Below are 21,296 nucleotides of genomic sequence, written 5' to 3'. Positions count from 1 at the left end.
CAGACTCAGACTGTGGTTCGGATTCAGACTGTGATTCAGACTCAGACAGCGATTCAGACTCAGACAGCGATTCAGACTCAGACTGTGGTTCGGATTCAGACTGTGACTCAGACTCAGACAGTGATTCAGACTCAGATAGTGACTCAGATTCAGACAGCGACTCAGATTCAGACAGCGATTCATACTCAGATAGTGACTCAGATTCAGATAGCGATTCAGACTCAGACTGTGGTTCGGATTCAGACTGTGACTCAGACTCAGATAGCGATTCAGACTCAGACAGCGACTCAGATTCAGATAGCGACTCAGACTCAGATAGTGACTCAGATTCAGACAGCGGCTCAAATTGTGATTCTGGTTCAGAACATAAAGTACCAGTAGTACCAACACAGTATCATGAAATGACATCTCATCATGACTCAAACCATCATTATAATAATCTAGTGATGGAGCAGCATCATAAGCAAGAACTACCAGATACTGGTTATGATGTGGCAAATAATGGTACGTTATTTGGAGGTATTCTTGCAGCATTAGGATCATTACTTTTAGTAGGAAGCAAACGTAGAAGTAAGAAATACTAAACCATCATTTACTATTTAATTTTTAAACCCGAGCTTTGTTGCTCGGGTTTTTCTATGAAATAAAACAAAGTAAATGTAAAATAGAATTGAACACGAATGAAGGAGTGAAGCACATGGCTTTAATGACATTGAATTATAGTTCACCGACAATAGGTATGCATCAAAATCTTACAGTCATCTTACCGGAGGACTCAACTTACTTTGATAACTCCACTTCACCTAAACAACTTAAATCATTATTACTTTTACATGGTTTGTCGAGTGATGAAACCACTTATGTGAGATACACAAGTATTGAGCGATATGCTAATGAACATCAGCTCGCAATTATTATGCCTAATGTAGATCATAGTGGTTACGCTAATATGGCCTATGGTCATAGTTATTATGACTATATTTTAGAAATATATGAGTATGTACATCAAATTTTGCCACTCTCTAAAAAACGTGAAGATAATTTTATCGCGGGACATTCAATGGGTGGTTATGGAACGATTAAATTTGCGCTTACCCAACCAGATGAATTTTCCAAAGCAGCACCATTGTCTGCTGTATTCCAAGCGCAAACTCTCATAGATTTGGAGTGGATAAATTTTTCTGCTAAAGCTATCACTGGAGAGAATACTGATATTAAAGGTACAAATCTAGATACGTATCATCTTTTAGAACAAGCAATTGTTTCAAATGCGCAATTACCAGAACTTCTTATTATGTGTGGAACTGAGGATTTCTTATATGAAGATAATTTAGAATTTATTCGCACGCTTGATGAAAAGGGTATTGGTTATACATTCGAGGATAGCCCGGGTGAGCATAATTATGCATTTTTGGATAAGGCGATTAAAAGGGCCATTGAATGGTTTGTAGAATAATTAAAGTTGAATATTAAAATTTAACGATTATCTAAATATATTGAAATTTATATGAACTCAAAGCGCTTTCAGTTTGAAAATTCTACTCTGTGGTAGACACACAATATCCTAGTCATAATAAGATATTGTCTTATTGTATTAAGACAATGAATGACTTAGGTATAACTTTAGAAACACATATCGTATTAAGTATGACTCTAAAGATTTTGTCAGTCGCTACTCTTATTTTCTTGAAATTGATATAAAAGATTATATGATTACGCAAAGATATTTAGTTTATAACCGTAGTAATCTTATTTCCTAGAAAATAATTTATTTACCCCGTGTCATGATTAATTTGACGCGGGGTATTTGTATATAAGATTTTTACCTTGGAAAATTCAAAACCAAACGACTAAACCTAACTTTTAAAATGTAAAGAAAATGTAAAATTTTATAGAAAACTTAAAATAATTTACATTATATTGTTTTAAAATCTTGCTAAGTTTAAAATAAGAGTAATATATATTAGATGTTTTGAAGATTGGATTCTTTAACTAGGAGTGACGCCATTGTTGAAATACTATATTTCTACAGTTATATTCTTTATTGCTTTTTTATGTGTAAGTGGATTAACATTAGCTACTAATCTAGAGTCAGAAGCATCTGTTGTAGCTGTAGGTGATAACTTGATCCACCCTGAAGTCTATAATGATGCGAAAACAGGTAAAAATAGTTTTGATTTCAAACCTATGTATGAGCCTGTTAAAAAAGATATTCAAAATGCCGATATTGCATATGTTAACCAAGAATCTCCACTTGGTGGCGATGATAGACCTTATCATGGATTTAAGCGTTTTAATACACCAAGTAGTGTGGCTCAGGACTTAGTAGATACAGGCTTTAACTTTGTAAATGGCTCTAATAATCACGCAATGGATCAAGGTGAATCTGGTATAAACAACAGTATACATACATGGGATAAATTTAAAGACAAAGTTTTATTTACAGGTGTTTTTAACTCTCAAGAAGCTCGAGATGAGATTCCAACAAAAACAGTTAATGGTATAAAAGTATCAATGTTAAGTTATACATTTGGCACTAATGGTATTAAACCTTCCCATCCATACACAATTAATACATTTGATGAAACACAAATTAAAAAGGATGTTAAAGAGGCTAAAAAGCAAAGTGATGCAGTGATTGTATCAGCTCACTGGGGCAACGAAGGTCATCATATGGAAAATAAAACTCAAGAAAGATACGCAAAAGTCTTTGCAGATGCAGGAGTTGATGTAGTGTTAGGAATGCATCCTCACGTTATCGAGCCGGTGAAATGGGTGAAAGGGAAAGATGGCAATAAAACACTTGTTGCATATTCACTTGGTAACTTTTTAAACGGCCAAGCTACAGGTAATGAAAGCAATGATTTATTAGGGCGTCTTAATTTTAAATTAGTTAAAAATCCAAAAGGCGTTAAAGTGGAAAACGTGAAGTGGAGAAGTATGGTTAATCATTACGAATTAGCCAATGTATATGATAAGAATTCTAAAAAAGATTTTAAAATATATCCTTTACATGACTATACTGACAAATTAGCAGAGAAACATGGTTTACATTATGTTAATGGAGCAAATATGACAAAAGAAAGATTGCAAGACATTACTAAAGAAGTTATTGATAAAGAATTCTTAGATGATGAAAGTTTATAGAAGATATAGAAGTGCGCTTAAACGTCAAAACGTTTAAGCGCCGTTTTTATATAGTAACTTAAATTATTTAATGAATTCTATTGTAAAAGGCACGACATAGTCTTCACCTTTGAGTACAAATATGATTGCGACGATTGAATAAATGATCATTGCTATACCAAGGATGAACAATAAGACGACGCCTATAAGTACAAAGACTAAAACGGATGCAATAATTGTATAAATAAGATAACTAATTAAGTAATTAAGATAATTTTTACCTTGTTGATCGATAAAAGCAGAATCATCTCTTTTTAATACCCAAATAATGAGTGGCCCTAAGAAAGTTGTGAAAAATGATAATAACCAAATGACCATAGCAATCGTAGTTTCATTATCAGAAACATCTTTAAATGCATGAGGATTTTTAGATTGATTCACCAATTTCATATATCATTTAGCCCCTTTTTGTATGATTTACTTTAAATATATACATTTTAATTATTAAAGTAAATGACTAAATAATAGTAACTAAGGGTTATATTGTTCAAAGTAATTTTAATTATGTAACTGTTTCACGCGAAACGGTTACTTTATTGATAATGAAATCTGCAAGACACTACGAATATTGAATCATCCTTAATTTTGTATATTAATCGGTGTTCTATTGAAACTCTTCTACTGAAATAGACTTCGTAGTTTCCTTTTAATGCTTCTGGTTTTCCAATACCATCGACACAACCATCTCTTGCAATACTTTTAAGTAAAGCATTCACTTTTTTAAAATAATTTTGATTGTGTTGTTGCCAATATTGATAATCTTTAAATGCTTGAGCTGTAAAAGTTACACTAAACTTACTCATTATCATCAATCTCTATTGTAATTGTTTGGTTATGATTCAATTCCATAATTGATTGATTTAAGTGAGACACATTAGCGAGATTGGATTGAAGGTACATCGTTTCCAACATCGCATTATAATCCTTTTCAGCTAAAATCACTGCATTTTCATTTTCCTTTGTCGTAATAGTGTAAGCCACACTATCCTCGTTCACTTTAGTAATAAGTTCTTTGAAATTCTGTCTAGCGTTTGAATAATTAACTGAAGGCATATTAACAGCTCCTTTAAACATTGTACAATTTATTGTACAATGCGTCCGCTCTGTTGTCATCAATATTTTTTGTCTATAAATCATATTGATGTTTAAAAATGATAAATTCGGACATACATCATATGTAACCATTTACAAAAGCACTTAATAGAACTAATCATTAATTTTTGGAGGAATGTTTCGCATGACTAAAGAAATTAAACAAAATGTTGGCACAGTTGAAGTTCCTGATACAGTTGAATCTGCAGTTGCTTTAGAGTATTCATTTGTAGAAGCATTAGTGAAATTAGACGTAAATGTAACTGGTATTGCAGATGATAACAATGTAGACAATTTAGACAGTGAAACTCGTAAAAATGTAGGTAGTTATCAATCAGTTGGCCATCGTCAAACACCTAGTGTTGATGACATTAAAAATGCTGAGCCACAAGTGGTTTTCGCAGATGAGGATAGACATAAATCTATCTTTGAAGATTTAAATTCAATTGCACCTACAGTATTAGTTAAAAGTTTTGATGCAGACTATAAACAAAACAAAGAATCATTCGATTATATTGCGAAAGTTGTTTCTAAACAAGATGAAGGTAAAACAATTTTAGATAATCATGAAAAAGAAATTAAAGATTTAAGTTCTAAAGTACGTATAGATAAAGATGTTGCTACAATCGCTGGCGTTGTTACTGATCAAGATTTAATCATTCATGCTTCTAAATCTTATGTTGGTCAATTATTAGAAGATGTAGGTTTTAAAGCTGGTATTTCTAAAGAAAATGAAAATGATTTACCTGGATATATGGGTGCTGATTATCATAAATTACCTATTAGCAAAGTTGCTGAAGTTAATCCAGAACGCTTAATTGTTATGGTAGATGAAGATAACCAAAAAGATTTCAATAACTTTAAAGAGTCAGATGTATGGAATCAATTAGATGCTGTTAAAAACAATCGTGTTCATGAAGTTAATCGTGAAACATGGGCTAAACATCGTGGTTTAGTAGCAGCAGAACAAATTTTAGAAGACATTACACAATTTACTGAGTAATAAAACGTTTAATTGCTCAAAACAATAAAGCTTAAAGAAAATGCCCTCTTATCAATACATTGATAGGAGGGCATTGTTATGTCTCATTCAATTACAATGAGTATGAAATTTATTTATTTTGAGAAGCAAATGCTTTGGCAATTTCACTTAATTTTACTGGTGCATCTTCCACTGCCATTTTTACTTCTACATAGTGCATACGATCGCTATTTGAATTAATTTTTTCAAATGCACGCTTTAATTCCTCTGACGTGTTAACATCGTGTACTTCGACATTGTCTCCGCCAAATACTGCAGGTAAAGCTTTATAATCCCACATGCGTATATCATTATATGGTTCTTTCATACCATGAATCATTCTCTCAACAGTGTAGCCATCATTATTGATAACAAAGATAACAGGTTTCAAGTTTTGACGTATCATTGTAGATAATGATTGTACCGTTAATTGTAATGAACCATCGCCAATGAGTAAGACATTTCTACGTTGAGGGTCAGCAATTTGAGTACCTAATGTGGCTGGTAACGTATAACCAATTGAACCCCAAAGTGGTTGACCTATAAATGTATTATCTTTATGCATTGCTAAGTCATATGCACCGAAGAAAGATGTCCCTTGCTCTGCGATTAAGATATCGTCTAATTGTAAGAAATCTTGAATCATGTTGAAATATGTTTCTTGAGTTAATGGCTGATCACTTAGTTCATAATTATTCTTTTGTGGTCTTTCATATTGAGGGTAGTCGTTTTTATTTTCAAAATGAAGATCCTTCAAACCATGTACTAAGCTAGGTAATGTAACGTCATTCGCAACTGTATCATTCATCTTGAAGTTCTTATGATTAATCATCACGACATCATCAATGTCGAATTCGTAAGAGAAGCCAGCTGTTGCTGAGTCAGTTAATTTCGCACCGATATTTAAAATCGCGTCACTGTTATTCACATAATCTTTAATCTTATCTTCAGCAATTTCACCATCAAATACTCCAATATAATGAGGGTTTTCTTCATTAAAGGCACCTTTACCTAGTGATAATTGAGCGACTGGAATATTTGTTTGATTAACAATCTCTTCTAACTCTTTATGCAAGTTGAAACTATTAATTTCATGTCCTGCAATAATAAGTGGTTGGTTCGCTGATTTCAATTTATCTTCAATCATATCAATATATTTTTTAACATCTTGATGAGGCACGTCTTCAGGTTGGAATGTTTCTGAAACTTCGATTTCAGCTAATGCAACATCAATTGGTAAGTGTAAGTGAACTGGTCGACGCTCTTGAATTGCTGCATTGATCAATCTAGGAATTTCAGTTGTTGCATTTTCAGGAGTAATGTAACCTTGAGCAGTTGTAATAGGTTCGAACATCTTTCTGTAATCATCAAATGTACCTTCACCAAGTGAATGGTGTACAAACTTTCCAGCTTCTTCTACTGCACGAGTTGGTGCGCCTGTGATAGCTATTACTGGTACACGTTCGGCATAAGAACCTGCAATGCCATTTACTGCACTAAGTTCACCAACACCAAATGTAGTGACCATAGCACCTAAACCATTGATACGTGCATAACCATCTGTGGCATAACTCGCGTTTAATTCATTCGTATTGCCAATCCATTCTATATGTTCATGTGAAATAATATCGTCTAAAAAGGCTAGGTTAAAATCCCCGGGAACACCAAAGACTTTATCTACTCCGGCTGCATAAACTGCGTCCATTAAATATTGTCCTACGCGTTGTTTCATATTCAACTCCACCTTTGTATTGTATTTATATTACATCTAAAATATTATCTGTTATAATAATTAAAGTCAATAAACTTGACCTTTATTGAAAAGTTAAAAAAATCTGAAATTGATGACGAATAGCATTATTTTTATTATAATGACGATATTGAAGAGAAGGGAAAGTACACAAATGTCGATGAATAAAAATGATTATGAACACATGTTATTTTATTTCGCGTACAAAACTTTTATTACAACGGCAGATGAAATTATTGAAGAATATGGTATGAGTCGTCAACATCATCGCTTTTTATTTTTCATCAATAAATTACCAGGCATTACTATTAAAGAATTATTGTTAACTCTAGAAATATCTAAACAAGGCTCTCATGGAACGTTACGTAAATTGAAAGAAGAAGGTTTGATTTATGAAGAAACGTCTGAAGTGGATCGTCGTGTAAAAAAATTATATTCTACACAAAAAGGCGATGCGTTAATTCATAAGTTGAATAAAGCACAAGATGATTTATTTCATCAGACCAAGCAAAATGTTGGTAATGACTGGTATGCCATAATGGAAGAATTAGCGAATTATCGTGAAGGATTTAAAACAGTAGAACATTTAAAGGAAACTGATAAAAGCTGAGACTGTATGAATGACGGTCTCAGCTTTCTTTGTTTTCAAAATATATATAATGATGATTATTGGCTATTCTTTTTAATTAGACTTACAACTAATGCAATAAAACCTACTGGGATTAATAAAATAAGTAATGCAATTAACCCTAAAGCACCTAATACCATTGCGATTCCTCCTCATTTGGTTTAGTTACTTAATTCTAGGTTAATTAGGTAATAAGTGTTATTCAATGATTTGTAGGTTAACTTTCAATAATGTAAGAAATAAAAAAGGTAAGTATGTTTTAAATGTTTACTACAACTAAATAAAAAAGTATTGCTTTTAACAGAAAATGGTATATTATTGTTTTATATTAATTCATTTTTAAGGGGAAATGGTATGAAAATATTAGGACATACTCGTGCATTTTCATTTAGAAAAGTGACTTTGGGAGCAGTCACTGCTTTAATTGGATTAGGCACTATAGGCGCAATGGGTAATCAAGCTCAAGCTAGTACGCACTCGAGTTATTCACAATCTCATCGAACAACGACTAATGGTAAAAGTACATCAACGCAATCGAGGGTTAAAACAACTACAGTTAAACCGATAGTAACATCTACAAAGGTAGTTAAGCCAGTTCATCAGACAAGCAAAGTTCAAACTACTAAGAAAGTCGTGCCTACTAAACAATCGACTAAGAGTATAAAACCTGTAGTTACGAAAGCACCAACTAAACAAGCTACGAGTAGTAAAACTTCAGTTACTGTATCCAAAGCACCCACAACTTCTACGGGTAAAACGACAACTACTAAGTCAGTTACTACTCGACCAAAATCTACATCAGCAGTAAAATCTACATCTACTAAGCCGACAGCTAAAACTTCAAGAACATCATCAACATCTAAAAAATCAACTACTACGACTAAAGCAACAAAGTCTACTACAACTACGAAACGTACGTCGTCATCAACATCGGGAAGTAAGAGTGGAACGACAACATCTCGCACAACAACTCCAAGTAAGTCGACCGCTACTCATACAAGCACATCTACTCGCACAAGTTCGACTAAAAAGTCTACAACATCTACAACAAAGCCATCAACAACAAAATCAACTTCAACGTCGACAAAGCCTATATCATCAACTAAGAAATCAACTACGACAACGACTAAACCTACAACTTCAACAGCGAAGTCTACAACTTCAGCAACAAAATCAACTACGATACCGACAAAGCCATCAACATCAACTAAGCAGCCTACAACAACACCGGCAACTACCGTGCCTACCACTAATCAAACAGATAATAATCAAGAAATGATTGGTACTGCACCAGAAGGACATATAAAAGATAAGTATCAATCGATGACACAACTTGAGAGTGAAACGGTGGAAGGTGTAGATTGGAAAAAAGATACAAGAGATAATGGTACGAAAGTACTTATTGTTGCACCTCATGGAGGAAACATTGAACAAGGAACGACAGAAGCAACGAAAGCTTTGGCGAAAAAAGGAAATTATGATTATTTCTCTTTTGAAGCTATAAGACCTAAAAATAATACTGAATTACACGTTACTTCAACGCATTATGATGATCCTACTCTTAACCAAATGATTCAAAATCGCACAGCTACAATTTCTATTCATGGTGCAGCTGGTACAGATCAAATTATTTATTTAGGAGGACCACCTTCCACTTTAAGAGATGAAATGGAAACACAATTAAAAAGTAGTGGTTTTACAGTGATGGCTCCACTTGATTATATCGGAGGAGTAAAGAAAAATAACTTTATAAACAGAGAAGAAAACAATACAGGCGTTCAACTTGAGCTAACAACTGCACTCAGAAAAGCTTTCTTCAATAATGGTGATACAAGTACTAAGAATCGTTCTAATGAAAGTAATTGGACGCCGCTGATGCAGACATTTGTTGATGCGTTATATACGAGTATCAACAATATTTATCCAAATCATTAATTTTGTAGAAGTAAATTAATTCAAAAACTATATAACAATATTGTCATAATAGGGCTAAAGGATGATTTCGATAGCCCTATTATTTTTTATATTTATAACTAATAGAAGTATTTCAAATTTAATAAATTGATTTGAAATACTTCTTTTATAAATGGTAAGAAGGGAAATGTTTGATTTTGAAAAAGAGAATATCAATAAGTACCTCAAGTAAAATGAAATTATCAATACTTATTTGCTTAGTCATTTTAATTATAGGAATCACTAGCGCCTGTGCTATAACACATGAACATAAGAATTCTGCAACGCATCACTCAAAGTTGCATCATGTACCACTGATTGTAGGTCAAGGAGAAGATAAGGGACAGGCATCCACTGTCAATCTTGAGCCTTCAGAATCAGCACAAGAAGATGTACATCATAAAGACCGTTTTAAATCTATGACTGATTTATTTAAGCATACAAAACGGAATGTGGATTGGAAGAAAGAAGTTAAAAAAGTAGGAAGTCATGTATTAATTATTGCGCCTCACGGAGGAAACATTGAAGAGGGTACCACAGAGTTAACTAAATTAATAGCTAACGATAATCACTATGATTATTTTTCATTTACCGTTTTAAGAAAAAAACATGCTGAAGATTTGCATGTCACTTCAAGTCATTATAATGATCCTACATTATTAAATATGGTTAAATCTAAAGATTATGCAGTTTCCATACATGGTGCTAAAGGGGATAAACCTGTCATTTATCTTGGAGGATTAGATACACCTTTAAAAGAAGCAATTAAAAAACAATTAGTTAAACATCATTTTGTTGTTAAAATCGCACCAACTTATTTAGGTGGAGACTTAAAAGAAAATTTCATTAATGAAGATATCAAAGGGAAAGGTGTGCAACTTGAATTAACGACAGCTTTAAGAAAATCTTTATTTGTGAATGAAAAACTATCTGCGAAATCTAGAAATAATAGAAGTAATTGGTCACCGGCGATGTATCGTTTTTCAGATGCCATTGATAAAGCCGTACAACAAGTTGATGAATCAGGAAAAGATAGATAAAGTGTGGCTATATGAAAGAATATTAAATGCAAAAATTAAAATAGTAGAAAATAAAAAATCTCAGAATCGCAAATGCTTTTCTGAGATTTTTCGCTAATATATTTTAGAAAGTTTTAGCTAGTTCTTTTGCTTCTTCAACGCCGGCTAATTTGATTTCTTCAGCCTTTTCAGGTTCAGCGTTATGACCTTCAATAATAACAGTTTCGTATGAAGGTACACCTAGGAATGTCATAATGTTTCTTAAATATCGGTCTCCAGATTCAATTTCTGCAGTCGGTCCTTCGCTATAGTATCCGCCTCTAGATCGAATGTGAAGTACCTTTTTATCAGTGAGTAAACCTTGAGGTCCTTCTGAAGTGTATTTAAATGTTTTACCTGCTACTGTAATTGCATCGATATAAGCTTTTAAAACAGGTGGGAATGATAAGTTCCACATTGGGCTAACAAATACGTATTTATCAGCTTCTAAAAATTCATCAAGAATGGCTCCTAAACGAGTAACTTTTTTACTTTCTTCAGAAGTAAGTTCTTCGCCTTTTGCAGCTTTTCCCCAACCAATTAATACATCTTTATCAATATGAGGAATATCTTCAGTAAATAAGTCGATGTGTTTAACTTCATCTTCTGAGTGATTATCTTGATAAGCGTCGATGAAAGCTTTGCCAGCTGCCATAGAATTTGAAACGAGTTCATCGAGTGGATGAGCTGTAATGTATAATAATTTTGCCATTTTTTAGTTCTCCTTAAAAATGTTGTATAGTTGATATAATAATTATACTTAGTCAGGGAGATTTCACAATATGTTAAATTAAAAATCATCCTAATGGACTATAAAATAATTTTATATGTGCCTATTTCTACAAGTACACAATTTATTTTCATGAAATTAATATTATCTGAATTTGAAGTTTTTAAAATTAACTTTAAAAAGTGTATAATAGTATTAAAGATTTGAACAGCTTACATGTTCATATTAAGCATCCTAGAAAGGAGTGTAACAGATGAAAAAATTAGCAGTTATTTTAGCATTAGCTGGCGCAGCTTATTATGGTTTTAAAAAATACCAAAACCATGTTAACCAAGCACCAAATATCGAATACTAAAATTTACTTATCAAAGTAAGTGATTATATTGAAGATAAAAGACAAAATCCATTTGGATTTTGTCTTTTTTTGTAAATTTCGGGTATATATATTGATATAGGAAATGAATATCAACTTATTGAAGTAGGGGGCTTTCATTTTCAAAAGCATCAAGAATCCACAATAGTTAAGAGGGGTGGAAAGATGTCTAAAATTTTATTAACTGGGGCCTCGGGATATATCGGTGGTCACCTTAAAGATAAATTAAAAGATCAACATGAAATCATCGCGATTTCTAGAAATACGAGTAACAAACAGAATGAGGAGAATGTTACTTGGAAATCTGCAGATTTATTTGATTTAGATGAAATTACTGAAGTAATGGAAGGGATCGATACAGCCATTTATCTCGTCCATTCAATGATGCCATCAGCAAAGTTAACACAAGCTAACTTTGAAGATATGGATGCACTGCTTGCAGATAACTTCGCACGTGCAGCGAAAAAGCAGGGTGTTAAACATATTGTCTTTATGAGTGGTTTGATTCCAGATGACAATCATTTATCAGCTCATTTAAGAAGTCGTCTTGAATGTGAAAAGATTCTTGGTGATTATGGTATTCCGGTTAGTACATTACGCGCTGGATTAATTATTGGTGCGAAGGGAAGTTCTTATCCGATACTTAAGCGTTTAGTTGAACGTTTACCAGCTATGGTATTACCTAGTTGGGCATATAACATGATAGCACCAGTAGCGATAGAAGATGTCATAGATGGGTTAGCAGCACTTGTTGAACGCTCTCCATCTGAAAATGAATCTATCGATATTAGTGGGCCTGAGACAATGAATTATAAAGAGTTGATTCAGCGCACAGCTAAAGTATTAGACAAACCATTACCTATGCTTGACTTGCCCATTATACCGATAATTGTAAGTCGTTATTGGGTTCAATTGATTTCAAGTGTACCGAAAGAAATGGTTTATCCGTTAATGAATAGTTTAATTCATGATATGGTACCGCATGATAAACGCATCGTACCTAAATTGTCATTAGGAAATATTACATTTGAAGATAGTGTGAAACGTGCTTTAGACGAAGAGAAAGAAGAGAAAAAGAAGAAGGCGAAACAAAGTTCTAGTCACTCTAAATCTAAGAAAGAAGAAATTAAAGATGTGCGCGCCATCACACGATTTGAAATTCCTGATGGATATAGTATTAAAGATGTGACAACGGAATATGCTCGTTTCATAAATAATATTACATTGCACTTAGTGAAAGGTACGATTAATGAACATGAATTCAATATGAATGTACCATTTATTAATAAATTTATTTTGAAAATGAAAAAAGATGAACATGACTCAAGTGAAGAAATGGCAGTTTATCGCATTGTCGGTGGCGATTTAGCACATGCGGATAATGGAGGAAATGCACGTTTCGAATTTCGCAGATTGAGAAATACAAATGAAGGGATTATTGCCCTTCAAGAATATGAACCAACATTACCATGGGTCGTTTATAAATTAACACAAGCGAAAGCCCATAAAACGGTAATGAACATATTTAAGAATAGAATGGCAAAATTATCAAAACAAAAGAAAGGATTAGGTGAGCAAGATATGACAAGAAATATTATTATTGGTGTTTCAGTAGCAGTTGCATTAGTGGCAGGAGGAGCAGGAGCGTTTGCTTTAATTAAGCGCAATCAAATGAAAAAAGAAAGTATGTCAAACGCAGAATTATAAATAGTTGGTAATGACAACTTATTGTACTTCTATCCAGATGAAAATGATCTAAATAGCGTAATGAAAAAATATAAAGCAAACTTAGATTAATAAGCATATCAACCAGTTAGGACACTAAGATGTTCTAACTGGTTTTTCATTAAAAAAGACGACCTGGCATATACCAAGTCGTCTTTATCATTAAATATCTGAATTATTGTTGATTTTGATTAGATGTTACATCATTTTTGAAAAAGTCGAAGATGTTTTGAGCACTCTTAGTGTTTTCCATGTTGCCTTTAAACTTGCTAGATCCTGGACCGTAAGCGTAAGTATTCACATCTTCACCAGTATGACCGTTTGTAGTCCATCCAGTGTGGGACGCATCATTAATTGGTTCTTGGATGGCATTTTGTAATTTTGTAGTAGCTTCTGCTACTTTAGGATCTTTATCATCTTTACCTTCTTTTTGAAGTTTGCGTAAATCTTTGGCAGCTTGTTTCACTTTATCCATTTGTTTGCTAGGGAAGTCAATGCCGTAACCTTCGTTGATGACTTTTTCAGGGTCTTTTCCTGCAGCAATTTCTTTAGTCATATACATACCAGAATGTTTCATTTTATGAATAGCTTCTGGATTCCATTTGTAATCTTTACCTTTAGCAATCGTCATACCACCAGTTGAATGGTCAGCTGTTGCCACAACTAAAGTATCTTTATGTGTTTTCGCATAGTCGATAGAGTTTTGGAATGCTTTTTCAAAGCCTCCCATTTCTGACATTACACCAGTAACATCATTTGGATGTGCAGCTTTATCTATAGAAGCACCTTCAACCATTAAGAAGAAGCCTTTATTGTTCTTATCTAATTTACTTAATGCACTTTGTTCCATATCTACGAGTAAAGGATTTTTAGATGGTGCATCAATTTGAAGAGGCATATCTTTCTCAGAGAAAGTTCCTAATACTTTGTCACTTTGAGAATTAAGAAGTTGTGTTTTATTACTTACTAAATCATAACCGTCTTTTTTGAATTTTTTATCAAGGTTGCCATTTTCTTTACCGAAGTATTTAGAACCGCCACCTAGGAGAACGTCTACTTTATGTTGACCGTTAATTTTATCATTATAAAATTGTTGAGCAATTTCATCTTTTTTATCACGAGAGTCAACATGTGATGCGTAAACAGCAGGAGTTGCATCAGTAAGTTCAGCCGTTGTAACTAAACCAGTTGATTTACCTTGCTCTTTAGCTTGTTCTAAAACAGATTTTAATGCCTTTTTATTATTATCAACGCTGATTGCGCCATTGTATGTTTTATGACCAGTCGCGAAAGCAGTTCCGCCCGCAGCTGAATCTGTTACGTTTTCTTTTGGATCATTAGGATATGTACGATTTGTACCTTTAAGGTATTTATCAAATGCAGTTGCATTCATTTTTTTAGCGCCAGGTTGATTTTTATAATAACGATATGCTGTATTGAAAGATGGGCCCATGCCATCGCCAACCATGAAAATAACATTTTTAGGATTCTTAGTATTACCAAATGCTACTGCATCATCTTGTCCTTGCTGTCCTTGAGCATTTTCACCTGGACCCGCACCACTTCCTGAAGCATGTGATACATTTGAAGCACCTATTACAGATGCAGCTACAATAGAACTTGCTATCGTTGTTTTACCAAATTTATTAATGAAACTCATAATTAATGTGCCCCCTAAATAAGTTATGTATTGCATTTTTAAGTATAGGGTATGAACTTTGATTAAAAGTAATTTTTAAGTAAATGAATTGTAAATGTATATAAATTTGAAAAGAATTTAAATTCTAATTGCTTAAAATTAAATTGAGTTATTATACTAAAAGATACAGAGATTACCTTTTTTCATTCAATATTTTAGGACAAAAAATTGTATGAATCGTGTTTATTTAAAAATGTATTTTTTAGATACAAACATGTAAAATAGTGATAAATAGAAATTTTATTATAAAACGATGAGGACGAAACAACCTCAAAGAAGGTGAAATAATGATACTTGTTATGTTATCTCCAATATTGATTATTGGATTTATAGCTTTAGGTATTTTTGAAGAAAGAAGAAGAAGTAAAAAAGCTCAAGATCAAAAAGACCAAATTGAAAAAGATAAAAATAAAGTTTATGATTCAGAAGAGAACAAATAGTTAAAGTATGTCGTTGAAAGGTGAACAGTTATGAAGATTCTCATAGTCGAAGATGATTTAGTTATTGCTGAGAGCTTGGCTAATGAACTTTCAAAATGGAATTATGAAGTGAATGTTGTTGAAAACTTTGATCAAATTATGGAAGATTTTCGTGAAACAGAACCACAACTAGTATTGTTAGATATCAATTTACCTACACTCAATGGATTTCATTGGTGCCAAGAAATGCGCAAAGAATCTAATGTTCCTATCATGTTTATTAGTTCAAGAACCGATAATATGGATCAAATTATGGCTATTCAAATGGGTGGCGATGACTTTATTGAGAAACCGTTCAATTTATCGCTAACAGTAGCGAAGATACAAGCGTTACTTCGCCGTACATACGATTTATCCGTATCAAATGATGAATTAGATGTGAAAGGTTGCAAGTTGATTCTTGATGAGGCGAAACTCGTAAAGGATGATGACGCTGTTCAATTGTCATTAACAGAACTTCAAATTTTGAAAATGTTATTCCAAAATGAAGGAAAATACGTGAGTCGTACAGCATTAATTGAAAAGTGTTGGGAATCTGAAAACTTTATTGATGACAATACCTTAGCAGTTAATATGACTAGATTACGCAAGAAGTTATTATCTATAGGCGTTGATGATTTTATTGAAACTAAGAAAAATGTCGGATATAGGGTTTAATGATTATGTTACTATCTTTTATAAAATCGATTCGAAATGAGATTACAATTATATTTTGTATATTTTTATTATTTGCATTAATATTTTACTTATTTTCATTACCATTTAGTGCCTTCGGTCTTGCGTTAGGAATCGTATTACTCATCATTGTTATTCATTGGTGGGTAAAGTACCTTGGATTTAAGAGAAATGAGGATCTTAAAGAGAAGGTAGATAATTTGGAAAATGAATTAACTGAAGTAAAAAATCGCCAAGTAGAATATCGTAATGATGTGGAAAGTTACTTTTTAACATGGGTACACCAAATTAAGACACCTATCACAGCGTCACAACTATTACTCGAACGTAATGAAGAAAATGTTGTCAATCGCGTAAGACAAGAAATTGTTCAAATTGATAACTATACAAGCTTAGCATTGAGTTATTTAAAATTACTCAACGAAGAATCTGATATGACAATTTCATCAGTGACAGTGAATGAACTAATACGTCCGTTAATCATGAAATATCGAATTCAATTTATCGAACAACATACTAAAATACACTATGAAAAGTGTGAAGCAACTGTTTTAACGGATGCACAATGGGCGTCTATTATGATAGAACAAATTTTAAATAATGCTTTGAAGTACGCGCGTGGAAAAGACATTTGGATTGAATTTGATTCTGCTAAACAAACATTAATCATTAAAGACAATGGTGTAGGTATTAGTAAAGCAGATATTCCTAAAATATTTGATAAAGGCTATTCTGGTTACAACGGCAGACTTAATGAAGAATCAAGCGGCATAGGATTGTTCATTGTTAAGCATATTTCTAATCATTTGAATCATGAGGTCGATGTAGATTCAGGACTTGGTGAAGGTACGACATTTAAAATACATTTTCCCAACGAAGATTAGCTAACTTTCAAAATTGTAAGTTTGCCAACAATATTTGTAAGAAATTATGAATGTTGTTGGCACTTTTTTATTTTATGATATTAAGTGAAATGAGAAAGGGGCATTCGTGATGTTATTAGAAGTGAAAAATGTAAAAAAAGTATATGGAAGAGGACTTAACTCAACTACCGCATTAAATAATATGAATTTAGAAATTGATGACGGCGAGTTTGTAGCTATCATGGGTGAATCTGGCTCGGGAAAATCTACGCTACTCAATCTCATTGCGACATTCGATAAGGTAACAGAAGGTTTTATTTCGCTTAATGGAACCGCAATCAACAAACTGCGAAATAAAGAAGTTGCCCGTTTTCATAGAGAAACTTTAGGATTTGTCTTTCAAGATTTTAATGTCTTAAACACTATGACCAATAAAGACAACATTCTAATGCCACTTGTCCTTTCTAATGAACGTCCTAAAACAATGAATGAACGACTTGAAACAATAAGCACTCAATTAGGTATTAATGATTTGTTGGACAAATATCCATACGAAATCTCAGGCGGGCAAAAACAGCGAATTGCTATAGCACGCGCACTCATCGCTCAGCCTAAATTATTACTAGCCGATGAACCTACTGGAGCACTAGACTCCAAAACTTCTAAAAACCTTATGAAATTATTTCGAGAAATTAACCAAAATAATCAAACTATCTTAATGGTGACACATTCTAATATCGATGCGTCATATGCCGAAAGAGTTATTTTTATTAAAGATGGGAAACTTTATCATGAAATCTATCGTGGTGAAGAATCTCGAGATGAATATCAGAAACGGATTGCAGATAGCTTAGCTATCCTAAATGGAAGAGGTGATTAGTGTGACATTCAAGATGATATGGAAAATGATAAAACGTGGGTATGTCACACAACGTCATATTATTATTCCGTTTATTATTGCTGTGAGTATCATGTTTGGTATTGAGTATATATTAATATCGATAACTCAAAATACGTATACTCAGCGACACAGCGTCACGCTTCCGCTATTTGCTGTTTTAGGTAATGTACTCATGTCTATGTTGACGTTAATATTTGTTGTATATGCTAATAACTTTGTAATTAAAAGAAGGCAACGAGAGTTTGCTGTATACATGATTTTAGGGATGGAGAAAAAACATATAAAAGTTTCTTTGGTTATTGAATCTTTGATCAATTTCGTAATTATTAGTTGTATAAGTTTAATTGGGGGATACTTGTTCGGTTCTTTATTTTTTATGCTTATAAGTAAAATATGGATAGGGAAGAGTGCAAGTTTAGTTGATTACCCGTTTGATATTAGAGCAATGTGGATAACTTTAATCATGCTAGTGGTAGTTTTAATCGTGCTTAATATTATAAATATTATAAAGGTAACCTTTCAAAGTCCACTTAAATTAGTTAACCAAAATAGTAAAAAAACTGGAAAAACGTCTAAAATTTTTACTTACATTTCATTGTTATTAGGAATTCTTCTAACTGGGTTTGGGTATAGTATTGCCTTACAGAACAATACTATGATTGGTTCATTAGCAAGTATATTTGTAGCTATGCTTAGTGTTTTTATAGGAACATACTTCCTCTTTATATCTTTAAGCGTATTAATATTAGATTGGTTAAAAAGAATACCTAACTTTTATTACAAGACTAATAATTTTTTCACTGTATCTAATTTGAGAAGTAGATTAAAATCTAACGCAGTAAGCTTAGCTACTATATCATTATTAGCTACATTCCTCATAGTTACTTTAGGTATGACAATTCACACTTATAGAGGTTTCAATGAACGAATAGATCAAATATGGCCAAATGAATATTTTATCAGCGTGAGTGGAGACGTTCATAAAGATAAAAAAGTAAAAAAAATAATGGATTCATTAGAAAATGATATTCAAAGGCACGTTAAAACCGATACCTTTAAAATGTATAGTCTAAAAAGCAATAAGGCTGAATTTGTAAATAATAAAAATAACACTATATTAAGGCCGAACTCAAAAAAGTTTGATGGTCGATTATTCTATTTATCTAAAGAAGTACCTCACTATATTACGACATATTTTATGACACTTAATGATTATAATAAATATCACCCTAACTTAAGTCTTAAAAGTAATGAGATAGCAATTAATACAGATAATTCCGTTTTAAATAAGACAGATAAAATAAAAATCAATGGAACTGAATATAGGTTGAAGCATATTAAGAAAATGAATATAAATACGCTATCAAATTTTATGGACGGTGCTTATTTAGTAACGAAAAATAATAAAATTAAAGAAAAGTTATATAATTACCTAAATAATTTTTCTAAAGATGATGACTACTATCCACGATCTTTTTTAGAATTCAATGTTATGGGGGATAAAAAACTCAGTGCTTCTCAAATAAATAAAATAAATAAAAATAGCAATAATGGAGCGTTTGTAGAGGATAGACCCAGATTTGAAAAGGAGTGGACTGGCGTTAATGGCGGATTGATATTTGTCGGGACTGTGGTATCCTTCGTATTATTCATCGCTATCTTCCTAATGATGTATTACAAACAAATTTCTGAAGGTTATGATGATAGACGTGAATATGAAGTAATGAGAAAAATTGGACTTGAACAAGACTTAATTAAGAAAATTATCAATAAACAAATTATATGGATATTTTCAATACCTGTTATTGTAGCAATTATCCATACCTTAGTTGCTTCCAAAATTATTTTTAATCTTCTTGGATTTATAACACCTAAAAATAGTGGAGTATTTGCTACAAGCTTTATAGGAGTTACTTTAGCATTTATCGCTATATATTCTCTTATGTACTGGGTAACTTCACGTATTTACTATATGATCATTAATAATAAACATTAATATTTCAAAGGCTAAGACATGCTTATCGTGTCTTAGTCTTTTTTATACACTATAAAACTTGTATTTCTAGTGCTAATATTGTTTTAAATTTAATTGAAATGACCTTTATATTTTCATGAAATTAATAACTTCAAATAAAATGTTAAATTCTTTTTTTAATTTTTAAGAATAAATCTAAATTTTTAGGGTATTAAACAAATATCTTGCAAAGGAGGAATTATAAACATGATAAAACGTACTGTTGAAAAAGTTCTATCTTGGATAGGAAATATACTCCATCTTTTATACTTAGGTTTTATTGCTTTAATGGTTTCAATGATGGGTAATAAAGATTTTAAACATAAAATGATTCATAATACTCAAGATTCAAATCAAGGTGTATCATCTGACCAACTTAATCAGTCATATGGAATGTTATCAAGTATGGGTACATGGTACATCATTGGTTTTATAGTATTATTAATTCTTGCAATTATTGCTACATTATTAATCAGTAAAAAATCTAAAATTGCAGGTATCATCTTATTAATCGTAGGTGTTATTGCGTTACTTACTTCAAGTTTCTTAGCAGGTATTTTATGGATAATTGCAGGTATCATGCTATTAGCACGTAAACCTAAAAATGATCCAAATCATCAATACAATGATAATCACAATGCCTATGCAAATAATGAGCACCATAGAAATAACAACCACAATGAATATGACAGAAACAATAATTACAATAACAATCATAATGAATATGATAGAAATCATAGTCACGACGACAATCATCATAATCATGATCACCATAATGCTCATGATAATACACATTCTCATGACAATTATCAAAATAATGAGCACTATGAAAATGGTAACAGACAAGTTAATGAGAAGAATAACTCATTTATTTTATCTGGTGATGACAAAAAGCAAGAACAACAAGAAATTAAAGATCAATATTCACACAATAGTGACAGAGAGTCTCGTGATTTAAACAATCATTCAAAAGATAATCATCATGATTTTAATTCTAATGACACTAAACGTGATGATTTTATTAAAGAAGAAGAGCGTCATCGTAAAAACGAAAAAGAAGACAATCCATTTAAATATTAAATTAATAACTGTATAAGTTTATTAAGTACAAAGACCGATCCACCAAAATGAGTGGGTCGGTTTTTTCAA

At 32.1% G+C, this 21,296-nt stretch carries 21 protein-coding genes and 1 pseudogene; 16 read left to right on the top strand and 6 right to left on the bottom strand.

The annotated features are described in order from the left end of the window. The 4 genes and pseudogenes from HMPREF2706_RS12445 to HMPREF2706_RS03010 all read left to right on the top strand — a co-directional run. Positions 1 to 362, top strand: a pseudogene (locus HMPREF2706_RS12445) (hypothetical protein); the annotation flags it as partial. Between the two features lie 39 nt (positions 363 to 401). Next, a complete protein-coding gene (locus HMPREF2706_RS12440) occupies positions 402 to 584 on the top strand; it encodes an LPXTG cell wall anchor domain-containing protein (protein WP_002454144.1) in 183 nt (60 codons plus the stop codon). Between the two features lie 113 nt (positions 585 to 697). Next, on the top strand, positions 698 to 1,456 hold the full coding sequence (locus HMPREF2706_RS03015; protein WP_070862186.1) for an alpha/beta hydrolase: 759 nt from the start codon (positions 698 to 700) through the stop codon (positions 1,454 to 1,456). Positions 1,457 to 1,998: 542 nt separating this feature from the next. Further along, complete coding sequence (locus HMPREF2706_RS03010) at positions 1,999 to 3,147, top strand: CapA family protein (protein ID WP_172969460.1); 1,149 nt, start codon at positions 1,999 to 2,001, stop codon at positions 3,145 to 3,147. Positions 3,148 to 3,210: 63 nt separating this feature from the next. Here HMPREF2706_RS03010 and HMPREF2706_RS03005 read toward each other — a convergent pair whose 3' ends face one another. The 3 genes from HMPREF2706_RS03005 to HMPREF2706_RS02995 all read right to left on the bottom strand — a co-directional run bounded on the left by HMPREF2706_RS03005 (position 3,211) and on the right by HMPREF2706_RS02995 (position 4,239). Beyond that, positions 3,211 to 3,576 (bottom strand): DUF4870 domain-containing protein, encoded by a 366-nt coding sequence (locus tag HMPREF2706_RS03005; RefSeq protein ID WP_002436243.1) that lies wholly within the window; start codon positions 3,574 to 3,576, stop codon positions 3,211 to 3,213. 143 nt (positions 3,577 to 3,719) lie between these two features. Beyond that, positions 3,720 to 3,989 (bottom strand): Txe/YoeB family addiction module toxin, encoded by a 270-nt coding sequence (locus HMPREF2706_RS03000; protein WP_070862185.1) that lies wholly within the window; start codon positions 3,987 to 3,989, stop codon positions 3,720 to 3,722. Continuing rightward, positions 3,982 to 4,239 (bottom strand): type II toxin-antitoxin system Phd/YefM family antitoxin, encoded by a 258-nt coding sequence (locus HMPREF2706_RS02995; protein ID WP_002436168.1) that lies wholly within the window; start codon positions 4,237 to 4,239, stop codon positions 3,982 to 3,984. The genes HMPREF2706_RS03000 and HMPREF2706_RS02995 overlap by 8 nt, the downstream gene beginning before the upstream one ends. A gap of 184 nt (positions 4,240 to 4,423) precedes the next feature. On the opposite strand from HMPREF2706_RS02995, the gene HMPREF2706_RS02990 reads away from it, so the two are divergent. Then, positions 4,424 to 5,281, top strand: coding sequence for an ABC transporter substrate-binding protein (locus tag HMPREF2706_RS02990; protein ID WP_070862184.1), 858 nt, complete (start codon positions 4,424 to 4,426; stop codon positions 5,279 to 5,281). Between the two features lie 109 nt (positions 5,282 to 5,390). On the opposite strand, the gene HMPREF2706_RS02985 is transcribed toward HMPREF2706_RS02990, so the two are convergent. Further along, positions 5,391 to 7,031 carry an alpha-keto acid decarboxylase family protein gene (locus HMPREF2706_RS02985; protein WP_030059216.1) on the bottom strand — a complete coding sequence of 547 codons (1,641 nt, stop codon included), beginning with the start codon at positions 7,029 to 7,031 and terminating at the stop codon, positions 5,391 to 5,393. 172 nt (positions 7,032 to 7,203) lie between these two features. On the opposite strand from HMPREF2706_RS02985, the gene HMPREF2706_RS02980 reads away from it, so the two are divergent. The 3 genes from HMPREF2706_RS02980 (at position 7,204) to HMPREF2706_RS02970 (ending at position 10,670) form a co-directional block, all read left to right on the top strand. Beyond that, positions 7,204 to 7,659, top strand: coding sequence for a MarR family winged helix-turn-helix transcriptional regulator (locus HMPREF2706_RS02980; RefSeq protein WP_002436214.1), 456 nt, complete (start codon positions 7,204 to 7,206; stop codon positions 7,657 to 7,659). A 372-nt stretch (positions 7,660 to 8,031) separates the two neighbouring features. Further along, positions 8,032 to 9,612 carry a poly-gamma-glutamate hydrolase family protein gene (locus HMPREF2706_RS12200; protein WP_030059214.1) on the top strand — a complete coding sequence of 527 codons (1,581 nt, stop codon included), beginning with the start codon at positions 8,032 to 8,034 and terminating at the stop codon, positions 9,610 to 9,612. A gap of 212 nt (positions 9,613 to 9,824) precedes the next feature. Continuing rightward, positions 9,825 to 10,670 (top strand): poly-gamma-glutamate hydrolase family protein, encoded by an 846-nt coding sequence (locus tag HMPREF2706_RS02970; RefSeq protein ID WP_070862183.1) that lies wholly within the window; start codon positions 9,825 to 9,827, stop codon positions 10,668 to 10,670. Positions 10,671 to 10,773: 103 nt separating this feature from the next. Here HMPREF2706_RS02970 and HMPREF2706_RS02965 read toward each other — a convergent pair whose 3' ends face one another. Further along, positions 10,774 to 11,400 carry an FMN-dependent NADH-azoreductase gene (locus HMPREF2706_RS02965; protein WP_070862182.1) on the bottom strand — a complete coding sequence of 209 codons (627 nt, stop codon included), beginning with the start codon at positions 11,398 to 11,400 and terminating at the stop codon, positions 10,774 to 10,776. Positions 11,401 to 11,671: 271 nt separating this feature from the next. On the opposite strand from HMPREF2706_RS02965, the gene HMPREF2706_RS02960 reads away from it, so the two are divergent. Both HMPREF2706_RS02960 and HMPREF2706_RS02955 read left to right on the top strand, forming a co-directional pair. Beyond that, positions 11,672 to 11,773: an SE2200 family small protein gene (locus HMPREF2706_RS02960; RefSeq protein ID WP_016898541.1), complete on the top strand. Its 102-nt coding sequence runs from the start codon at positions 11,672 to 11,674 to the stop codon at positions 11,771 to 11,773. A gap of 183 nt (positions 11,774 to 11,956) precedes the next feature. Further along, positions 11,957 to 13,498: an NAD(P)H-binding protein gene (locus HMPREF2706_RS02955; protein WP_023351027.1), complete on the top strand. Its 1,542-nt coding sequence runs from the start codon at positions 11,957 to 11,959 to the stop codon at positions 13,496 to 13,498. A gap of 193 nt (positions 13,499 to 13,691) precedes the next feature. Here the strand turns inward: HMPREF2706_RS02955 and HMPREF2706_RS02950 are convergent, their stop codons facing one another. Then, positions 13,692 to 15,176 (bottom strand): alkaline phosphatase, encoded by a 1,485-nt coding sequence (locus HMPREF2706_RS02950; protein WP_030059210.1) that lies wholly within the window; start codon positions 15,174 to 15,176, stop codon positions 13,692 to 13,694. A gap of 326 nt (positions 15,177 to 15,502) precedes the next feature. Here HMPREF2706_RS02950 and HMPREF2706_RS12195 point away from each other — a divergent pair, with 326 nt between their 5' ends. The 6 genes from HMPREF2706_RS12195 (at position 15,503) to HMPREF2706_RS02925 (ending at position 21,227) form a co-directional block, all read left to right on the top strand. Further along, on the top strand, positions 15,503 to 15,655 hold the full coding sequence (locus tag HMPREF2706_RS12195; protein WP_002436229.1) for a hypothetical protein: 153 nt from the start codon (positions 15,503 to 15,505) through the stop codon (positions 15,653 to 15,655). Between the two features lie 30 nt (positions 15,656 to 15,685). After that, the gene (locus HMPREF2706_RS02945) at positions 15,686 to 16,351 is read left to right on the top strand and encodes a response regulator transcription factor (protein ID WP_002436233.1); all 666 of its coding nucleotides are present in this window, start codon (positions 15,686 to 15,688) and stop codon (positions 16,349 to 16,351) included. A 5-nt stretch (positions 16,352 to 16,356) separates the two neighbouring features. After that, on the top strand, positions 16,357 to 17,253 hold the full coding sequence (locus HMPREF2706_RS02940) for a sensor histidine kinase (protein WP_037550651.1): 897 nt from the start codon (positions 16,357 to 16,359) through the stop codon (positions 17,251 to 17,253). Positions 17,254 to 17,362: 109 nt separating this feature from the next. Beyond that, on the top strand, positions 17,363 to 18,112 hold the full coding sequence (locus HMPREF2706_RS02935; protein WP_030059205.1) for an ABC transporter ATP-binding protein: 750 nt from the start codon (positions 17,363 to 17,365) through the stop codon (positions 18,110 to 18,112). A 13-nt stretch (positions 18,113 to 18,125) separates the two neighbouring features. Next, positions 18,126 to 20,129 carry an FtsX-like permease family protein gene (locus tag HMPREF2706_RS02930; protein WP_230318307.1) on the top strand — a complete coding sequence of 668 codons (2,004 nt, stop codon included), beginning with the start codon at positions 18,126 to 18,128 and terminating at the stop codon, positions 20,127 to 20,129. Positions 20,130 to 20,354: 225 nt separating this feature from the next. Continuing rightward, entirely contained in the window at positions 20,355 to 21,227 is an 873-nt protein-coding gene (locus HMPREF2706_RS02925; RefSeq protein ID WP_070862181.1) for a DUF4064 domain-containing protein, read from the top strand. The last annotated feature ends 69 nt before the right edge of the window (positions 21,228 to 21,296 follow it).

The organism is Staphylococcus sp. HMSC067F07 (genome assembly GCF_001837405.1).
Lineage (GTDB): Bacteria > Bacillota > Bacilli > Staphylococcales > Staphylococcaceae > Staphylococcus > Staphylococcus capitis.
Note: the sequence above shows the minus strand (reverse complement) of the source record. Positions and strands in the feature narration are given on the sequence as shown.